An 18,785-nucleotide genomic window follows, 5' to 3' on the forward strand; every position below is an offset into this window, starting at 1 on the left:
GATGGCCGCCGCGCTCGAACGACCCAGCCTCACGGCGCTCGGCCAGCCGGGTGCGAGAAGCCGCGACAAGCTCGCGCGCATTCCGGTGCGCGTCGAGCCCGCGGCCGGTGCGGCATTGCCGAAGCCGCCGTGGCTGCGCGCCCGGCCGATGATGAGCGCGGCGGTCGCCGGCATGGCGGCCATGCTGCGCGACCATCGGCTGCATTCCGTCTGCGAGGAGGCGATGTGTCCGAACATCGGCGAATGCTTTGCGCAGCGCACGGCGACCTTCATGATCATGGGCGGCCTGTGCACGCGGCGCTGCCCGTTCTGCGACGTCGCGCACGGCCGTCCCGAGCCGCTCGATCCCGACGAGCCCGCGCGGCTGGCCGATGCGGCTGCCGCGCTCGGGCTGCGCTACGTCGTGATCACGTCGGTCGACCGCGACGACCTGCGCGACGGCGGCGCCGCGCATTTCGCCGCATGCATCGCGGCGGTGCGCGCGCGCGTGCCGGGTATCGGCGTCGAAGTATTGACACCGGATTTCCGAGGCCGCGTGGGCCGCGCGCTCGATGCGTTGTCGGCGGCGTGGCCCGACGTGTTCAACCACAACATGGAGACGGTGCCGTCGCTGTATCGCGCAGCGCGACCGGGCGCCGACTATCGCGGCTCGCTCGAACTGCTCGCGCAGGCGAAGCGGGCGCGGCCGGAGCTGGTGACGAAATCGGGGTTGATGCTCGGCCTTGGCGAGTGCGACGACGAAGTGCGCGACACGCTGCGCGACCTGCGTGCGCACGACGTCGACGTGCTGACGCTCGGCCAGTATCTCGCGCCGTCCGCGCACCATCTGGCGGTGCGGCGCTACGTGAGCCCGGACGCATTCGCCGCGTGGCGCGACGAGGCACGATTGCTCGGTTTCAGGGAAGTCGTCGCGGGCCCGCTCGTGCGGTCGTCTTATCACGCGGCCGACGTGCTGGACGAGACGTAGCGGGCAGCGCGTCAGGCGGACGCGAAAGCGGAGGCATGCGCGCGACCGACGCGGCGCAGGTACAGCACGAGCCCGGCGCCGGCGAGCATCAGGCTGATCGTGTTCGCGAACCAGAAACCGCGCGCGCCAGTCAGCCACGCGGGCGCGATTCCGCCCACGTCGAAACCGAGCACGTAGCCGCCGCTGAGCCCGACGCCCCACAGCGCGACCGCATAGATCACGGTCGGCACGACCGCGACCTTGTACGCGCGCAGCACGAACGCCGACGTGACCTGCAGCGCATCGAAGACGTGGTAGCACGCGACGATCGCGACGAGCGGCATCGCGGCCGCGGCGACGGCCGGGTTCGGCGTATAGCCGCCGATGATCAGCGGGCGCAGCACGAACACGAGCAGGCCGTAGGTCGCGGCAATGCCGCACGCGAAAATCACGCTGTGCCGGCCGAGCAGCCGGGCTTCCTCGGGCTGCCCGGCGCCGAGCGCGCGCGCGACCAGCGTCGACGCCGCCACGCCGATCGACAGCGGCGTCATGTACAGCACCGCGCCGATGTTGCCGGCGATCTGGTGGCCGGCGAGCGTCGTCGTGCCGAACTGCGCGATGAACAGCGCCATGCACGTGTAGGACGTGACCTCGATCAGGTACGACAGGCCCATCGGCACGCCGAGCTTCAGGATGGCCTTCTGGCGTTCCCAGGCCGGCCAGCAGAAGCGCGAGAAGATCGCGAGCGGCGCGAACACGTCGAGCTTCGCGAGCAGCGTGTAGCCGATCAGCGCGAGCGCCCAGTTGATCAGCGTGCTCGCGAGCCCGCAGCCGGGGCCGCCGAGGGCCGGCACGCCGAACCCGCCGAAGATGAACCACACGTTGAGCGGAAACTTGAGCAGCAGCGCGCCGATCTGCAGCATCATCGCGAGGCGCGGCTTGCCGGCCGCGTTGGTCAGCGCGTTGTAGATGCGGAAGACGAGGCTGGCGGGCAGCCCGTACGACAGGATGCGCAGGTAATCGACGGTGCGCTCGTGCAGCGCGGCGGGCGTGTGCGCGACGCGCAGCAGCGGTTCGGGAAAATGCAGCAGGAGAAAGCCGGGCACCGCGAGCAGCAGCGCAAGCCACAGCGCCTGGCGCACTTCCTCGCCGATCTCGGCATAGCGTCGCGCGCCGTACAGTTGCCCGGTGATCGGCTGCAGTGCGGACAGGATGCCCGTCAGGCCGATATAGATCGATATGTAGATCGACGAGCCGAGCCCGAGCGCGGCCAGATCGACGGCCGAGTAGCGCCCGACCATCGCGGTGTCGATCACGCCGAACGCGATGATCGCAAGCTGGCCGACGAGCACCGGCCACGCGAGACCGACGATCCGGCGGATGTCGCCGAACATCGTCAATTGGCCGGCTGGCGGCGCGGCGGACGTCGCTTGACGGGCGTCTTCGGCCGTTCGATGCGCTCGTACAGGCGGAAGCGCTCGTCGCGGTCGGCGGCGCGGCGGCCTTCCCACACGAGACGCCACACATATTGCGACACCGAGCTCGGCTCGCCGAAGTCCGCGCGGTCCTGACGCAGGATCACGTCGCAGTCGCCGGAGAAATCGAAGCGCATGTTGCCGAAATACGCGAAGGTCGCGATCTGCGCGTCACCGAGCCGCACCGGCGAGATGCACTCGTAGTCGGACGGCAGGTGCACCGCGATCTGCTGCGCGACGTCGCGATAGGTCCGGCCGTAGTTGACGATCGGCAGCCACAGCGTCATCAGCAGCACCCACATCAGCGTGGTGCCCGCACCCGACAGCACGACGCTGCGCCACAGCACCTTCGGCTGCCGCGAGATGCGCCAGCGCACGAGGAAGCACCAGCACACGGTGGCGATCACCGCACAGATGAACGACAGGATCTTGAAATGCGGTTCGTAGCCGGGCACGAGGCGCGCGAGGTTGCGCGCGAGCGGATGCGGGAAGCCCGTGAGCGATGCGAGCCACACGAGCCACACGAAGGTGCCGAGGATCGTGAAGCTCAGCACCGCGAACCAGTCGATCGCGTTGATCGCGCCGCGCTTGAGGGTTGGCAGCGCGAACGTCGCGAGCACTGCGAGCGGCGGCAACAGCAGCATGTACATGCGGTTCGACTGCTGGCTCTGCAGGATCACGAGCGCGACGAGCGGCACGGCGACCGACAGCGGAATCGCGACGTGCGCACGGCGGCGCATGCCGGCCCAGCTCCACCACGCCCAGATCGCGAGCGGCCACGCGGGCCAGGTGAACAGCGGCAGGTTCTTCGCCGCATAGCCGAGCACGGCGGTCGGCGGCCCCGAAAAGCGCATCAGGCTGCCGTGGATCCACTGGTTGAAGAACCATGCGGCGTCGTCGGGCGCCGCGACGAACGCGGCCAGCGGCCACAGCGCGAAGATCGCGGCTGCGAGCGGCACGCCGACGAGCGGCAGGCTCAGGTTGCGCATCTCGGGCGTGACGATCCACAGCACGGCCGTGCCGACGAGCAGGGCGACGACCAGTACCGGATTGCCGGACAGCGCGACGAGGCCGATCGCGACGCCCCACCACAGCGCGCCCTGCATCGGCTTGTCGATGCCGCGCACGATCCCGTAGACGAGCATCGCGATCCACGCAAACTGAGCGAGTTGCGGCGTCGTTTCATGCCCGCGCTCCGCGAGACCGAAGCAGGCGACGAGAACCAGCAGCGCGCCGTCGGCGAGCGTGCGGCCGTAGTCGCGCGGCTCGGGCTCGCCGCCGAATGCGTATTTGAACGGCTGGACCTCGGCACGCCGGCCGAGCAGGTAGGCCGCATACCAGACGAATGCACACGCGACGCAGAACAGCACGCCGGTTTCGACGCGCGACGCGTTGCTCGCGTCGATCCACGGGCCCAGGCCGCGGATCGACAGCGCGCCGAACCAGTAGCCGAGCGGTCCGTCGGTCGTGATGAACTTGCCGACCAGGTTCGGCAATAGCCAGTCGTGCCAGCCGCCCTTGGCCATCGTCCACATCACGCCAAAGCCCGCCGCATCCTCGTTCTTCCACGGGTCGCGGCCGAACAGGCCGAACGCTGCGTAGACGAAGCAGAGTGTGAGCAGCAGCCAGCGCGGCAGCGCGCGCGTGGCGGAGGCGGTGAGACGGACGACAGGCTTCATGCAGATGAGCGATTTGTTATGGGCGGGCGGCCGGCGCGGAGGTGCGCGGTCGAGCCGGTTTCGAGCATCCGGCATTGTAGACGCGCCCGCTGTTGCGCGTCAGGTCGATGCCCGGGCGCCGCCCGGCGCCTGCCGGGCGAGCGGAGACAAAAAAGGGCAGCCTGGGCTGCCCTTTTGTGCGACACCGGTGCGTTGCAACCACCGGATGCAATGCGAAGCTTACTTCGCCTTGCCGCTGGCGCGTACGCCGAACTTGTTCTTGAACTTCTCGACACGGCCTGCCGTGTCCATGATCTTTTGCTGACCCGTGTAGAACGAGTGCGATTCCGACGACACTTCGATCTTGGCGAGCGGGTAGGTCTTGCCGTCGAGTTCGATGTTTTCGCGCGTCTGGATCGTCGAGCGCGTGATGAACTTGAAGCCGTTCGACATGTCTTGGAAGACGACTTCGCGGTAGTTCGGGTGGATGCCTTCTTTCATGGTCTTTCCTTGGTGAGAGCGGTAGCCAACCCGCCGCTTGCCGTGCCGGCGCGCGCACATTGCGCAAACCAGGCGACGCCAAGCCCGGCGCGAGCCACTTGCCTAAGGTCGAAAAACGGCGATTATGCCAGAAAATCAGATGGTTGACGAATAATTTTCACGGTGCGTCGAGTGCGCCGGTGCCGGCCGGGTCTTGCCGGTAGTAGCGCGCGAGCAACCGGTACAGCTCCGGAAATTCGGACTCGAACGCTTTCGGCCGCACGAACAGCGCTTCGCTGCATACCGCGAAGAATTCCGACGGGTGGTCGGCCGCATACGGATCGATCAGCGAGTCCCGCTCGAAGCGCGCCCACGCGCGGTCCGGCACAGCGTCGACGCGCGCGCAGAACTGGTCGTACGCGTGCTCGAACACGTCGGCCCAGGCCTGCGCATCGAGGTGAGGCGCGTGCCAGCGTCGAAATAGGGGCGGATAACCGTCGGCTGCGCCGTTGACCATGTCGATCTTGTGCGCGAACTCGTGGATCACGACGTTGTACGCATCGCGGCCGTCCGTCATCTGCGCGTCTTCCCAGGACAGGATCACGGGGCCGCCTTCCCAGGCCTCGCCGCTCGCATCCTGCTCGACTTCGTGGACGACGCCGTCCTCGTCCTGCACCGTCTTGCGGATCACGAATTCGCCTGGATAGACGACGACGCCGACCCAGCCGTCGTACAGCGACAGGTCGAGATTCAGCACGGGCAGGCAGGCCTGCGCGGCGATCGCGACGATCATCGCGTCGGTCAGCTCCAGCCCGTGCGCGGTCGAGAACGATTTCTTCGCGACGAACAGGCTCGTCAGTTCGCGCAGCCGGCCGAGCGCGTCGGGCGACAGCGCCGCGAGGAACGGCAGGCGCTCGACGGTGTCCTGCCACAGCGCGTCGGGGATCGGGTGGCTGCGCAGCGCGCGGTCGCGGCGGCGGTCGTCGAACCAGCGGGTCAGTTTCGAGAGCATGAAGGCGGCTCGCGGAAATCCAAAGCCTGTCTTTTAACTCAATCGATCTCTTTTTGCCATGCCGCGAAGAGGCCGCCGACCAGCGCCACGCCCGCCAGGAAGTAAAAGCCGTCGAGCGACGCGAGGAACGACGCTTGTTGCGCGACCATGCGCGCGATCGACGCGATCGCGAGGCCGTGCGCCTCGTTCAGCGCGTGGCCGGCGGCTGCATAGCTGCGCGTCAGGGCGTCGACGGTCTGCTGGAACGCGGGGTCGAACACGTTCGCGCGCTCGACGAGACGCGTCTGGTGCACGGCCACGCGGTGCTGTTCGACGATGATCACCGACGACGTCGCGAACGAGATCGTCAGTTGCCGCACGATGTTCTTCAGCCGGTAGCCGTGCGTATATTCGTCGATCGCGAAGATCCGGAACGTCAGGTTGGCCACTGGCAGCACGATGAAGAGCAGCAGCAATCCGCGCAGCAGCAACGGGACGATCAGCGCGGCTTCACCGACCTGCGGCGTCATCCGCGTCATCCACAGCGCGGCCGTGATGGCGATCGCGAAGCCCGGCACGACGAACCACTTCTTGTGCGTGACGAATTTCGCGTAACGCAGGTACGCGAACAGCGCGGTGGCCGAAATCAGCGACATCGCGCCCACCAGCCGCCCGGCGTTCTCGACCGGATAGCCGAGCCCGCCTTCGAGAAACCGTGACGTCAGGTAACTGAAGCCCGTCGACTCGTAGTAATAGAACATGTAGAGCAGCAGCCCGACCTGGAACGTCCGCTCGCGGAACGCGTGCAGCCGCACGAGCGGCTTCGGATGGTTCCACTGGTGATACGCGAACCACGCAAGCGCGCCGAGCCCCGCGATCGTCAGCAGGATCAGCATCGGCGAGCCGCTGTAGAGCTGGTAATGCACCTGCTGCAGCACGATCTGCAGCGCGCCTTGCGCGAGCGCGAACACGACATACGGCCAGAAGTGCCCGGATCCGCGTTCGTCGTCGGGTGTCCGGCCCGAATCGGGCAGCGTGAGCAGCGCGAGGATCGCGAACGCGATGCCGGCCGGCGCCGAGCACGCGAACAGCGCGCGCCACGTCGAATGCGCGACGAGCAGGCCGCCGACGATCGGCGCGAGCGCGCTGCCGAGCAGGATCATGATCAGGAACGCCCGCGTCGCGGGCGGCCGTTCCTGCGGCTTGAAGCTGATCTGGATCAGGATCCGGCACGCGCCCATCATCGGGCCGATGAAATATCCTTGAAAACCGCGCGCGAACGCGAGTTCGAGCGAGGTGTCGGCGAGCGCGGCCGCGATCGCGCCGAACGAGAACATCAGCATGCAGCCGGCGACGTAGCGGCGATGCCCGAGCCGGTCGACCCACCATTGCTGCTGCAGGATGCCGAGCACGGCCGTGACCGCATACGCGCTCGACGACCACACGAGTTCGTCGGGCGACGCGTTGATGCCGCCTGCGATGTAGCTCGCGAAGAACGAGAAGGCCGCGTTGTCGAAATAGTCGATGCCGGTGACGAGTGCAAGCGCCCACGGGAACAGGTCCGCGCGCAGGTTGGCGCGGCTCCACAGTGGCGAGCGGCCGGGCACCGCGTTCATTCGCGGTCCTTGCGCGTGCGCCGCGAGCCGGCCTCGGCCTGCCGCTGCGCGATCAGCGCATCGGGGCTTTCTCCGGCGAGACGCCGCTCGACGTAGTCGATGTCGTGCTGCAACTCCTTGCGCAGCGTGACGGCTTCCTTCAGTTCGCGCTGGACGGCCGCGATCCGCCGGTCGAGCGTGTCGATCTGCTCGGCAAGGCCGGTACGGATGTCGCGCAGCGACGCGTCCGAATAGCGGCGCCGGCCGTCGCCCGTTTCTTCCAGTGGGCGCTTCAGCATTTCGGTGATGCCGTGCAGCGAGAAGCCGAGCGCGCGCAGCCGCAGGATGCGCGCGAAGCGTTCGAGATCGGCTTCGTCGTAGAGACGGTAGCGGCCTTCGCTGCGCGATGGCGTGACGAGCCCGCGTTCTTCGTAATACTTCAGCGTGCGCGGCGTGACGCCGAGGCGCGATGCGGCGTCGCTCACGGTCAGCAGCGGGGTGGAGGCGTCGTTCGGCATCGGGAGACGGGGAATCGATCGGGGCGATGACGCGATTATAGATCAACCTGTACGTTCACGTTCAGGTTGGGATCGAAAAACGGCCGCCGGGCAGGATGCGCGGGCGGCCGTTCGTTGCGGGGCGAGGGCGATCAGCCGCCGCGGCGCATCAAATCGAAGAACTCGGAGTTGCTCTTCGTCTGGCGGATCTTGTCGAGCAGGAATTCCATCGCTTCGACTTCGTCCATGTCGTGGATGAACTTGCGCAGCACCCAGATCTTCTGAAGGATTTCGGGCTTGATCAGCATTTCTTCGCGACGCGTGCCCGACTTGTTCAGGTTGATCGACGGATACACGCGCTTTTCCGCGAGACGGCGCTCGAGGTGCACTTCCATGTTGCCGGTGCCCTTGAACTCTTCGTAGATCACGTCGTCCATGCGGCTGCCGGTTTCGATCAGCGCGGTGCCGATGATCGTCAGCGAACCGCCTTCCTCGATGTTGCGCGCCGCGCCGAAGAAGCGCTTCGGACGCTGCAGCGCGTTCGCGTCGACACCACCCGTCAGCACCTTGCCCGATGCCGGGATCACGGTGTTGTATGCGCGTGCGAGGCGGGTGATCGAATCGAGCAGAATCACGACGTCATGCTTCATTTCGACGAGGCGCTTGGCCTTCTCGATCACCATTTCGGCGACCTGGACGTGACGCGTGGCCGGTTCGTCGAACGTCGATGCGATCACTTCGCCGGCGACCGAGCGCTGCATTTCGGTCACTTCTTCAGGGCGCTCGTCGATCAGCAGCACGAACAGGATCACGTCCGGGTGGTTCTGCTTGATCGCGTGTGCGATGTGCTGGAGCATCACGGTCTTGCCCGACTTCGGCGACGCGACGAGCAGGCCGCGCTGGCCCTTGCCGATCGGCGCGATCATGTCGATGATGCGGCCCGTGACGTTTTCCTCGCCGCGCATTTCGCGTTCGAGCGACAGCGGCTTGTTCGGGTGCAGCGGCGTGAGGTTCTCGAACATGATCTTGTGTTTCGAGGCCTCGGGCGGCTGCCCGTTGACTTTGTCGACCTTCACCAGCGCGAAGTAGCGCTCGCCGTCCTTCGGCGTGCGGACTTCACCTTCGATGGTGTCGCCGGTGTGCAGGTTGAAGCGGCGGATCTGCGACGGGCTGATATAGATGTCGTCGGTGCTCGCGAGGTACGACATTTCCGGCGAGCGCAGGAAGCCGAAGCCGTCCGGCAGCACTTCGAGCGTACCGTCGCCGAAGATCGTCTCTCCCGTCTTGGCGCGCTTTTTAAGAATGGCAAACATCAACTCCTGCTTGCGCAGGCGGTTCGCGTTTTCGATCTCCAGGCCATTGGCCATTTCGATCAGTTCGGAGACGTGCAGAGACTTGAGCTCGGATAAATGCATACGGAGAACCCGCCAGGGAGGAGACGACGAAAGAAATAAAGGGAGGAGGGCGAGCGGAAGCGCTCAGAGACTTAAATGCGTCTTGTAGACGTTTTTTAATTCTAGCATAGGCCGATTCGCGCTTGAGCGAGCGATCGGCGGCTTGTCGACGGACGTGTTGCCGGTTGACAACACGTCCGCGGAACTGCCTGTATTACAGGTGGCTGTCCAGGAATGCGGTGAGCTGCGACTTCGACAGCGCGCCGACCTTCTGCGCGGCGGCCGCGCCGTTCTTGAACAGGATCAGCGTCGGGATGCCGCGTACGCCGAACTTCGCGGGCGTTGCCTGGTTGTCGTCGACGTTGATTTTCGCGATCTGCAGCTTGTCGCCGTAGTCCTTCGCGACTTCGTCGAGGATCGGGGCAATCATCTTGCACGGGCCGCACCATTCGGCCCAGAAATCGACGAGCACGGGCTTGTCGGACTTGACGACGTCCTGTTCGAACGATGCGTCGCTGATGTGTTTGATCTGTTCGCTCATTGGGTCAATACCTCTTACGGTTCGGGGACTGCCTGCTTGCGCGTTGCGGCGTATCGGCTGCCGTTGGCTGCCGTCCGCTGCGGCAGGTCACTCCGCTCTCCGGAATGGAGGGGTGTAAGCGCTGCATGCCGCGGCTCGCGGGTCGTTCGGGCGTCATATTAGCCTAAATCGCTATCTGCTGCGGGCGGCGATAGTAGTCGCTATGCGAGTAGGGGTACGACGCGCCGTTCGGCCGTTGTATCCGGCAGGTGGAGGCCGGCCCGCGAATTACAAGGGTGGGCGCGCAGGCAATTTGCTTCCGGGTGAGTTTCGTGCCGCCCGATGCGCGCCGGTTTGCCCGGTCAAATTGGCATTGGTGCGAACAAACGGTCGCATTCGTCCGGAAGCGGTGATAGAATATGCCGTGACGGGCCTCCTCGCATGGTGGGGCGGTGAACCTGGTCAGGTCGGGAACGAAGCAGCCACAATCGTTTTCCGCCAGTGCCGAGGGTTGGGCTCGTCACCTTCCTTCTCGCCCCGTTCGCCGGGCGTTTTTTATTTCTGCATCACACTTCGTTTTACCTGCGCGTTGCCTGTCTTCCGCACCGTTTCGCGTGTCGGCGCGACGCAGCGTTACTGATACAATTTCCCGATGACCTATCAAGTTCTCGCACGCAAGTGGCGTCCGAAGGATTTCGCTTCGCTCGTCGGCCAGGAGCACGTCGTCAGGGCGCTTACGCACGCGCTCGACGGCGGGCGTCTCCATCACGCCTATCTGTTTACCGGAACCCGCGGTGTCGGCAAGACGACGCTGTCGCGGATCTTCGCCAAGGCGCTCAACTGTGAAACCGGCGTCACGTCGCAGCCGTGCGGCGTGTGTCGCGCCTGTCGCGAGATCGACGAAGGGCGTTTCGTCGATTACGTCGAGATGGACGCCGCGAGCAACCGCGGCGTCGATGAAATGGCCGCGCTGCTCGAGCGCGCGGTGTACGCGCCCGTCGATGCGCGCTTCAAGGTCTACATGATCGACGAAGTGCACATGCTGACGAATCACGCGTTCAACGCGATGCTGAAGACGCTCGAAGAGCCGCCGCCGCACGTCAAGTTCATCCTCGCGACGACCGATCCGCAGAAAATTCCCGTTACCGTGCTGTCGCGCTGCCTGCAGTTCAACCTGAAGCAGATGCCGGCCGGACACATCGTGTCGCATCTCGAACGGATTCTCGGCGAAGAGCAGATCACGTTCGAGCCGCAGGCACTGCGCCTGCTCGCGCGTGCCGCGCAGGGCAGCATGCGCGACGCGCTGTCCCTCACCGATCAGGCGATCGCCTATTCGGCGAACGAAGTGACCGAGTCGGCTGTGTCGGGCATGCTCGGTGCACTCGACCAGACATACATGGTGCGTCTGCTCGACGCGCTTGCCGCAGGCAGCGGCCCGGAAATCCTCGCGATTGCCGACGAGATGTCGTTGCGCAGCCTGTCGTTCTCGACCGCGCTGCAGGATCTCGCGAGCCTGCTGCACCGGATTGCGTGGGCGCAGTTCGCGCCGGGCTCGGTGCTCGACGAATGGCCGGAAGCGGGCGACCTGCGCCGCTTCGCAGAGACGCTGAGCCCCGAGCAGGTCCAGCTGTTCTATCAGATCTCGACGGTCGGCCGCGCTGAGCTCGGTCTGGCACCGGACGAGTACGCCGGTTTCACGATGACGCTGTTGCGGATGCTCGCGTTCGAGCCGGCGGTTGCCGCCGGGAGTGCGCCGGGCGGCCAGCCGTCTGTGCCGCGTGCGGTGCCGGGTCCGCGCGTTGCGGCGGCATCGGCCGCAGCGGCAAAGCCGGCATCGGCTGCACCTGCCGAAGCAGCGCGGCCGCAGGCCGTTGCACCGGCAGCGCCCGCGGCACCGGTTGTGCGTGCAGCGCCGGTACAGCCCGGCGACGAAGCAGACCGGCCGGCCGTGAAGCCGGCTGCCGTCCGGGCGGCAGCGCCGGTTGACGTGCCAGCCATCGAAACGCTGCAGCCGCAGACGTCTGCAGCACCGCAAGCAGAGCCTGCCGGCGATAACCCGGCGCCTGCCCGCACGGAACCCGAGCCGCCTGTTGCCGTTGCGCAGCAAAGCGACGAACCGGCTGCGCCGGCCGAACCGGTGCCGCGTGCCGCGCCGCCCGAGGCTGCCGCCCGTTCGGCGGCGCGTTCCGGAGGAGCCGCCGCCGCGCTTGACGTGCTGCGCAATGCGGGGATGCGTGTATCGTCCGACCGCGGGCGCGCAGGCGCCGCCGCTAAACCGGCAGCCCAGCCGGCCGCCGAGAAGCCGGCGGCACCGCGTCCCGCCGCTGTGCAGGTGCCGACGCCGCGCGCTGCGGCCCGTGCGCCGCAGGCAGCCGATTCGCGCCAGGCGTCGCCCCCGTGGGAGGACATCCCGCCCGACGACTACGTACCGCTCAGCGCCGACGAGATGTTCGGCGGCCCGCCTGACGATGGCTTCGTGCCAGTGTTCGACAGCGGCCCCGACGATGTGCGCGTGACGCCGAGGTCGGCGGAAACCCGTCCTTCCGCACCGGTCGACACGCGTCCGTTGCCGCCCGCGATCGCACTCGATCCGGTCGGCTTCGACGGTGAATGGCCGGCGCTGGCCGCGCGGCTGCCGCTCAAGGGCGTCGCGTACCAACTCGCATTCAACAGCGAATTGACGGCCGTCGATGCGACGACGTTGAAACTTTCCGTGCCGGTGCCGCAATATGCGGACGCCGCGCAGGTGGCGAAGCTGAAGGCCGCGCTGGCCGATGCGCTCGGCAAGCCGGTCGAGGTGGACGTCGAAGTCGGGCCCGCGCGGCGTACGGCGGCGGCGCTCGATGCGGCCGCGCGCGCGGCACGTCAGCGCGAGGCCGAGCAGGAGATTCACGGCGATCCGTTCGTCCAGCAGCTCGTGCGCGATTTCGGTGCGCGCATCGTCGAGGGTTCGGTGCGCCCGCTCGCCGACGCGGCGTCGGATGGCCCGCCGCCGACGCTGCATTGAACTGACCGCCCGGCGACAGGCACAATCACGCCCACACATTGGCTGGCACGCGCCGCGTGCCGGTTTTTACACGATCAAGAAGGAGTATTCCCATGCTGAAAGGCAACCTCGCAGGACTGATGAAGCAAGCGCAGCAAATGCAGGAAAACATGAAGAAGATGCAGGAGCAGCTCGCACTGATCGAAGTCGAAGGGCAGTCGGGCGCCGGCCTCGTCAAGGTGACGATGACGTGCCGCAACGAAGTGCGTCGCGTGGCGATCGACCCGAGCCTGCTCGCGGACGACAAGGACATGCTCGAGGATCTCGTCGCGGCCGCGTTCAACGACGCCGTGCGCAAGGCCGAAGCGACGTCGCAGGAAAAGATGAGCGGCATGACGTCGGGCCTGCCGCTGCCCCCGGGCTTCAAGCTGCCGTTCTGAGCGCAGCGTCCGTGCCACTTTTTGCTGCCGTATGAAACAGCCGTCCGCCCTGTCCGCTCTCGTCGAAGCGTTGCGCGTGCTGCCCGGCGTCGGGCCGAAATCCGCCCAGCGCATGGCGGTCCACCTGATGCAGCACGATCGGGAGGGCGCGGAGCGGCTCGGCCGGTCGCTGCTGTTCGCGACCGAGCACCTGCAGCACTGCGAGAAGTGCAACACGTTCACCGAAGCGCAGATCTGCGAGGTCTGCAGCGACGAAGAGCGTGATCCGACGCTGCTGTGCGTCGTCGAGACCCCTGCCGACCAGATCATGCTCGAGCAGACGATGACTTACCGCGGGCTGTATTTCGTGCTGATGGGGCGGCTGAGCCCGCTCGACGGGATCGGCCCGAAGGAAATCCATTTCGACCGTCTCGTGCGGCGCGCGTCCGACGGCGTCGTCAAGGAAGTCGTGCTCGCGACCAACTTCACGAACGAGGGCGAAGCCACTGCGCACTACCTCGGTCAGACGCTGAAGGCGCGCGGGCTCGCAGTCACGCGCCTCGCGCGCGGCGTGCCGGTGGGCGGCGAGCTCGAATACGTCGATGCGGGCACCATCGCTCGCGCGATGCTCGACCGCCGCACGATGTAAGCCGGGCGCCGCTGCCAGGCGGCGCCGTTCCTCATGCCAGGGAGACACATGAGCACCAGCCAGGGCCCGCTCGCGGGCGTCAAAGTGCTCGAATTCGGAACGCTGATCGCGGGACCATTCGCGTCGCGGCTGTTCGCCGAATTCGGCGCGGAAGTGATCAAGATCGAGGATCCGAATGGCGGCGACCCGCTGCGCAAGTGGCGCAAGCTCCATCCGGAGCAGGGCGGCACGTCGCTGTGGTGGTCCGTCCAGGCGCGCAACAAGAAATCGGTTACGCTCAACCTGAAGGCCGACGCCGGCAAGGCGATCGCGCGGCAGCTCGCGCGCGAGGCCGACATCGTGATCGAGAACTTCCGCCCGGGCTTGCTCGAAAAGCTCGGGCTCGGCTACGACGTGCTGTCGGCCGACAACCCGGGCCTCGTGATGGTGCGCCTGTCCGGTTACGGGCAGACGGGTCCGTACCGCGACCGGCCCGGATTCGGCGCGATTGCCGAGTCGATGGGCGGGCTGCGTCACATCACCGGCTATCCCGAGCTGCCGCCGCCGCGCATCGGCATCTCGATCGGCGATTCGATCGCCGCGCTGCACGGCGTGATCGGCGCACTGATGGCGCTGCATCACCGCAAGGTCAACGGCGGTGCGGGGCAGGTGGTCGACGTTGCACTGTATGAAGCCGTCTTCAACATGATGGAAAGCGTGGTGCCCGAATACGGCGTGTACGGGATGGTGCGCGAGCGCACCGGCGCGTCGCTGCCGGGCATCGTGCCGTCGAATACGTATGCGTGCCGCGACGGCAGTATCGTGATCGGCGGCAACAGCGATCCGATCTTCAAGCGGCTGATGAAGGCGATCGGGCGCGACGACCTCGCAGACGATCCCGCGCTCGCGCAAAACGATGGGCGCGTGCCGCGCACCCAGGAGATCGACGACGCGATTGCCGCGTGGCTCGCGCCGCGCACGATCGACGAAGCGCTCGTCGTGCTCAACGCGGCCGACGTGCCGGCCGGGCGCATCTATAGCGCCGCCGACATGTTCACCGATCCGCAGTTCGTCGCGCGGCAGATGATCCAGCGTTTCAAGCTGGCCGACGGCACCGACATTCCGCTGCCGAACATCACGCCGAAGCTGTCCGATACGCCGGGAGAGACGCGCTGGCTCGGGCCCGAGCTCGGCGAGCACACGGACGAGGTGCTGCGCAGCCTCGGCTACGACGCGCAGGCGATTGCCGCACTGCGCGACGCGGGCGCGATTTGAGCACCCTCGGGCCTGTCGATTCGAGCCAGGCTCCCGGAATAGGGCGTTCCCCAAGGGGGCTTCGTTGGCGGGGGGAAACCCGGGGCGGCGCGGCGTTTTCCTGAGCCCGCGGAACGCCGCACCGCAACGCAATGGCGCCGCGTGTCCGGGTGTCCGCAACCGTCCATCCGCAGTCGCCGGACTGTCGCTCTCGCGCCATCTTTCCTCGGTTACAATCGCCGGATGCGAATCCTACTCAGCAACGACGACGGCTATCTCGCCCCCGGTCTCGCCGCGCTCAGCGACGCGCTGCAGCCGCTGGCCGACCTCACGGTGATCGCGCCCGAGCAGAACTGCAGCGGCGCGTCGAATTCCCTCACGTTGTCGCGGCCGCTGTCGGTGCAGCGCGCGGCGAGTACGGGTTTCTTCTACGTGAACGGCACGCCGACCGATTCGGTACACGTCGCGTTGACGGGGATGGCCGACGCCACGCCGGACCTCGTGGTTTCCGGGATCAACAACGGCCAGAACATGGGCGAAGACACGCTCTATTCGGGGACAGTTGCGGCCGCCACCGAAGGCGTCATGTTCGGCGTGCCAGCCATCGCATTTTCGCTGGTCGACAAGGGTTGGGCCCATCTGGCGGACGCCGCGCGCGTCGCCGCGGAAATCGTCGAGCACTATCTCGCGCATCCGCTGCCGGGCCAGCCGCTGCTGAACGTCAATATTCCGAACCTGCCGTACAACGAACTGAAAGGCTGGAAGGTCACGCGCCTCGGCAAGCGTCATCCGTCGCAGCCGGTGATTCGCCAGACCGACCCGCGCGGCGAACCGATCTACTGGATCGGCGCGGCGGGTGAAGCGCTGGACGCAAGCGACGGCACCGATTTTCACGCAGTGGCAAACGGTTTCGTGTCGATCACGCCGCTGCAGCTGGATCTCACGCATACGCAGATGCTGCCCGCGACGCGCGAATGGGCGCGCGCTGGAGGGCGGGCTTCATGAGCGGCGAGCGCGCGAAGCGGTTCCCGCTCGCGCTCGAGGATCTCAAGCGAGCGCCACGCAAGTCGGAAGGTCGGGCCGGCGAACGCCATGCGGCGGTCGCGGTATCGAAGGCCACCGACAAGCCCGCGGCCGTGCTGAAGCCGGTTGCGGTGAAGCCTGCTGCGGCGCGCACGGCATTGCCCGGCTCCGCCGCCGCGAAGCCGGCGAGCGCACCGAAGCCGACCGTGCTGAAGCCCGCGATGCCGAAACCGGCCGCGCCGAGCGCCGCGCCGGCCGGCGCGTTTGCACTCACGTCGGAACGTGTGCGCGAACGGATGGTCGAACGGCTGCGCACGAACGGCGTGACCGATGCGCGCGTGCTGGAAGCGATGGCCGCGGTGCCGCGACATATGTTCGTGGATCCGGGGCTCGCGACGCAGGCTTACGAGGATTCGGCGTTGCCGATCGGCCACCAGCAGACCATTTCAAAGCCGTCGGTCGTCGCGCGCATGATCGAGCTCGCGATGGCCGGCCGCACGCTCGAGCGCGTCCTCGAGATCGGCACGGGCTGCGGCTATCAGGCCGCCGTGCTGAGCCACGTGGCACGCGACGTGTATTCGATTGAACGCATCAAGCCGCTCTACGAGCGCGCGAAGCTGAACCTGCGGCCGCTGCGCGTGCCGAACATCCGTCTGCACTACGGCGACGGGCGTGTCGGCCTGCCGTCCGCGGCCCCGTTCGATGCGATCGTGATCGCGGCGGCGGGGCTCGACGTGCCGCAGGCGCTGCTCGAGCAGCTCGCGATCGGCGGGCGGCTCGTCGCGCCGGTCGGCGCGCAGAGCGGGCAGCACCAGGTGCTCACGCTCGTCGAGCGCGTCGCGCACGCGCAATGGCGAGAGTCACGGCTTGATCGCGTTTTCTTTGTCCCTTTAAAATCCGGAGTAATTTGAAACCGATGAGTATGTTGCGCGCGATGCAAAACAACCGTTCCAGGGAGCCGCTCACGCTCGCCCAGCGCGCGATCTGCGTGGCTGCGTTCTCCACGCTTCTGGCCGCCTGTGCGACGCGGCTCGACAACGCGCCCGTCGTCGATCGCTCCGGTTCGCTCGGCACGACCGGCACGACCGGCACGACCGGCACCGCGCAGCCCGCGGCGCCGCTCCCCCCGGCGCCGCCGGGTTACTACCGGGTGAAGCCGGGCGACACGCTGTACCGGATCGCACTCGAAAACGGGCAGAACTATCGCGACATCGCCGCGTGGAACAACCTGGCGAACCCGAATCAGATTGAAGTCGACCAACTGCTGCGCGTTTCGCCGCAGGCCGGCGCCGCCGTTGCGGGCACGCAGGTCGCCGCGCCGATCGCGGGCGCCGCCGTTGCGACCGCGCCGCTCAGCAGCGGCCCGGCAACGCCGGGCGCCGGTACGTCGTCGGTCGCGACGCCGCCTGCCGCGGCAGCCGCATCGAGCGATACGGCTGCCGCGCCGAGCGGCCCCGTGACGTTCGCGTGGCCGGCGCGCGGCCCCGTGCTGAACGGTTTCGACGACGCGAAGAACAAGGGCGTCAATATCGGCGGTACGGCCGGCGAGGCCGTGAAGGCGGCGGCCGACGGTCGCGTCGTCTATTCCGGGAATGGTCTGCGCGGCTACGGCAACCTCATTATCATCAAGCACGATGCAACTTACCTCACGGCGTATGCACACAATCGCGCTTTGATGGTAAAAGAGGGGGACGCGGTAACGAAGGGGCAGAAGATCGCCGAGATGGGGAGCAGCGATTCCGACCGCGTGATGCTGCATTTCGAGGTTCGCCGGCAGGGTAAACCTGTCGATCCGCTGAAGTATTTGCCGCCTCAATAACCGAGACGACCATGCCGAAATCGAAGCGCCACGAGCCGCAAGCCGAGTCTGAGAAAATCAGTCGTGCCACGCAAGCATCGGTGGGGCGAGCTGGTGCTTCGACGGACGATGAAGACGATGTCGCGGACAACGAGCGTGACCTCGAGGCACGCGACTCGGACGCGGAAGGCGGCGACGACGAGCGCGAAGGCCGCGCGGAGGCGTCGCCCGACGTCGACGATTTCCGTACGCTGCTCCAGGCCGAACTCACGGCCGACACGATTCAGCATTACCTGAACCGCATCAGCGTGAAGCCGCTGCTCACCGTCGAGGAGGAGCAGCGCTATTCGCGTCTGGCCAAGGCCGGCGAATTCGAGGCGCGGCAGGTGATGATCGAGCGCAACCTGCGCCTCGTCGTCAGCATCGCGAAGGGCTATCTGAATCGTGGCGTGCCGCTGCTCGACCTGATCGAGGAGGGCAACCTCGGCCTGATGCATGCAATCGAAAAATTCGACCCGACGCGCGGCTTTCGTTTTTCTACGTATGCGACGTGGTGGATCCGGCAGAGCATCGAGCGCGCGATCATGAACCAGGCCCGCACGGTGCGCCTGCCCGTACACGTGATCCGCGAGCTGAACCAGGTGCTGCGCGCGAAGCGCCACCTCGAAAAGAACTCGATGTCGACGGGCGAAGCGGCCGAGCGCCGCGAAGCCAGCATCGACGACATCGCCTATCTCACCGGCAAGACCGCCGAGGAAGTTACCGACATCCTCGCGCTCAACGAGCACACGGCGTCGCTCGATGCGCCGCTCGACCTCGATCCCGCGAGCAGCCTGCTCGACCTGCTGCCCGACGACCAGAGCCAGTCGCCCGATGCCGAGGTGCAGCACCGCGAGCTCGAGACGCTGACGCGCGCGTGGCTGTCGCGGCTGTCCGACAAGCATCGGCACGTGATCGAGCGCCGCTTCGGCCTGAACCACATCGAACCGGCGACGCTCGAGGAGCTGGCCGACGAGATGGGGCTCACGCGCGAGCGCGTGCGTCAGATCCAGCAGGAAGCGCTGGTGCGCCTCAAGCGGTTTTTCGCCTCCAACGGTGTGCGCAAGGACGCCGTTCTGTAA

17 protein-coding genes and 1 other RNA gene are annotated in these 18,785 nt (G+C 66.9%); 10 read left to right on the forward strand and 8 right to left on the reverse strand.

The genetic code is table 11. The features are described from left to right. Position 1: 1 nt before the first annotated feature. Entirely contained in the window at positions 2-967 is a 966-nt protein-coding gene (lipA, locus tag HWX36_RS25915) for a lipoyl synthase (protein WP_175955985.1), read from the forward strand. 11 nt (positions 968-978) lie between these two features. On the opposite strand, the gene HWX36_RS25920 is transcribed toward lipA, so the two are convergent. The 8 genes from HWX36_RS25920 to trxA all read right to left on the reverse strand — a co-directional run bounded on the left by HWX36_RS25920 (position 979) and on the right by trxA (position 9,577). Further along, positions 979-2,340: an MATE family efflux transporter gene (locus tag HWX36_RS25920; protein ID WP_175955987.1), complete on the reverse strand. Its 1,362-nt coding sequence runs from the start codon at positions 2,338-2,340 to the stop codon at positions 979-981. Positions 2,341-2,342: 2 nt separating this feature from the next. Continuing rightward, positions 2,343-4,175, reverse strand: a complete 1,833-nt coding sequence (locus tag HWX36_RS25925) for a glycosyltransferase family 39 protein (protein WP_175955989.1) — start codon at positions 4,173-4,175, stop codon at positions 2,343-2,345. 144 nt (positions 4,176-4,319) lie between these two features. Beyond that, complete coding sequence (locus tag HWX36_RS25930; protein ID WP_006753671.1) at positions 4,320-4,580, reverse strand: type B 50S ribosomal protein L31; 261 nt, start codon at positions 4,578-4,580, stop codon at positions 4,320-4,322. 157 nt (positions 4,581-4,737) lie between these two features. Beyond that, entirely contained in the window at positions 4,738-5,571 is an 834-nt protein-coding gene (locus HWX36_RS25935) for a M90 family metallopeptidase (RefSeq protein WP_175955991.1), read from the reverse strand. Between the two features lie 38 nt (positions 5,572-5,609). After that, positions 5,610-7,166 carry an MFS transporter gene (locus HWX36_RS25940; protein WP_175955993.1) on the reverse strand — a complete coding sequence of 519 codons (1,557 nt, stop codon included), beginning with the start codon at positions 7,164-7,166 and terminating at the stop codon, positions 5,610-5,612. Then, positions 7,163-7,663, reverse strand: a complete 501-nt coding sequence (locus tag HWX36_RS25945) for a MerR family transcriptional regulator (protein WP_175955995.1) — start codon at positions 7,661-7,663, stop codon at positions 7,163-7,165. The genes HWX36_RS25940 and HWX36_RS25945 overlap by 4 nt, the downstream gene beginning before the upstream one ends. A 131-nt stretch (positions 7,664-7,794) precedes the next feature. Next, positions 7,795-9,057, reverse strand: a complete 1,263-nt coding sequence (gene rho / locus HWX36_RS25950; protein ID WP_006478662.1) for a transcription termination factor Rho — start codon at positions 9,055-9,057, stop codon at positions 7,795-7,797. Positions 9,058-9,250: 193 nt separating this feature from the next. After that, the gene (gene trxA, locus HWX36_RS25955) at positions 9,251-9,577 is read right to left on the reverse strand and encodes a thioredoxin TrxA (protein WP_006402348.1); all 327 of its coding nucleotides are present in this window, start codon (positions 9,575-9,577) and stop codon (positions 9,251-9,253) included. 405 nt (positions 9,578-9,982) lie between these two features. On the opposite strand from trxA, the gene ffs reads away from it, so the two are divergent. The 9 genes from ffs (at position 9,983) to rpoS (ending at position 18,785) form a co-directional block, all read left to right on the forward strand. After that, an RNA gene (ffs, locus tag HWX36_RS25960) (signal recognition particle sRNA small type) lies at positions 9,983-10,081 on the forward strand. A 127-nt stretch (positions 10,082-10,208) separates the two neighbouring features. After that, positions 10,209-12,563, forward strand: coding sequence for a DNA polymerase III subunit gamma/tau (locus tag HWX36_RS25965; RefSeq protein ID WP_175955996.1), 2,355 nt, complete (start codon positions 10,209-10,211; stop codon positions 12,561-12,563). A 92-nt stretch (positions 12,564-12,655) separates the two neighbouring features. Then, positions 12,656-12,982, forward strand: a complete 327-nt coding sequence (locus HWX36_RS25970) for a YbaB/EbfC family nucleoid-associated protein (protein WP_014896896.1) — start codon at positions 12,656-12,658, stop codon at positions 12,980-12,982. 31 nt (positions 12,983-13,013) lie between these two features. Next, entirely contained in the window at positions 13,014-13,610 is a 597-nt protein-coding gene (gene recR / locus HWX36_RS25975) for a recombination mediator RecR (RefSeq protein WP_006478665.1), read from the forward strand. A gap of 48 nt (positions 13,611-13,658) precedes the next feature. Continuing rightward, positions 13,659-14,864, forward strand: coding sequence for a CaiB/BaiF CoA-transferase family protein (locus HWX36_RS25980; protein WP_175955998.1), 1,206 nt, complete (start codon positions 13,659-13,661; stop codon positions 14,862-14,864). A 222-nt stretch (positions 14,865-15,086) separates the two neighbouring features. Continuing rightward, on the forward strand, positions 15,087-15,848 hold the full coding sequence (gene surE, locus HWX36_RS25985) for a 5'/3'-nucleotidase SurE (RefSeq protein WP_175956000.1): 762 nt from the start codon (positions 15,087-15,089) through the stop codon (positions 15,846-15,848). Then, positions 15,845-16,777, forward strand: coding sequence for a protein-L-isoaspartate(D-aspartate) O-methyltransferase (locus tag HWX36_RS25990; RefSeq protein WP_175956002.1), 933 nt, complete (start codon positions 15,845-15,847; stop codon positions 16,775-16,777). Before surE ends, HWX36_RS25990 begins: the two co-directional genes overlap by 4 nt. A gap of 5 nt (positions 16,778-16,782) precedes the next feature. Then, the gene (locus HWX36_RS25995) at positions 16,783-17,685 is read left to right on the forward strand and encodes a peptidoglycan DD-metalloendopeptidase family protein (protein WP_175956004.1); all 903 of its coding nucleotides are present in this window, start codon (positions 16,783-16,785) and stop codon (positions 17,683-17,685) included. Positions 17,686-17,696: 11 nt separating this feature from the next. Then, complete coding sequence (gene rpoS / locus HWX36_RS26000; protein WP_175956006.1) at positions 17,697-18,785, forward strand: RNA polymerase sigma factor RpoS; 1,089 nt, start codon at positions 17,697-17,699, stop codon at positions 18,783-18,785.

The sequence above is a fragment of the Burkholderia sp. BCC0405 genome (genome assembly GCF_902833075.1).
Lineage (GTDB): Bacteria > Pseudomonadota > Gammaproteobacteria > Burkholderiales > Burkholderiaceae > Burkholderia.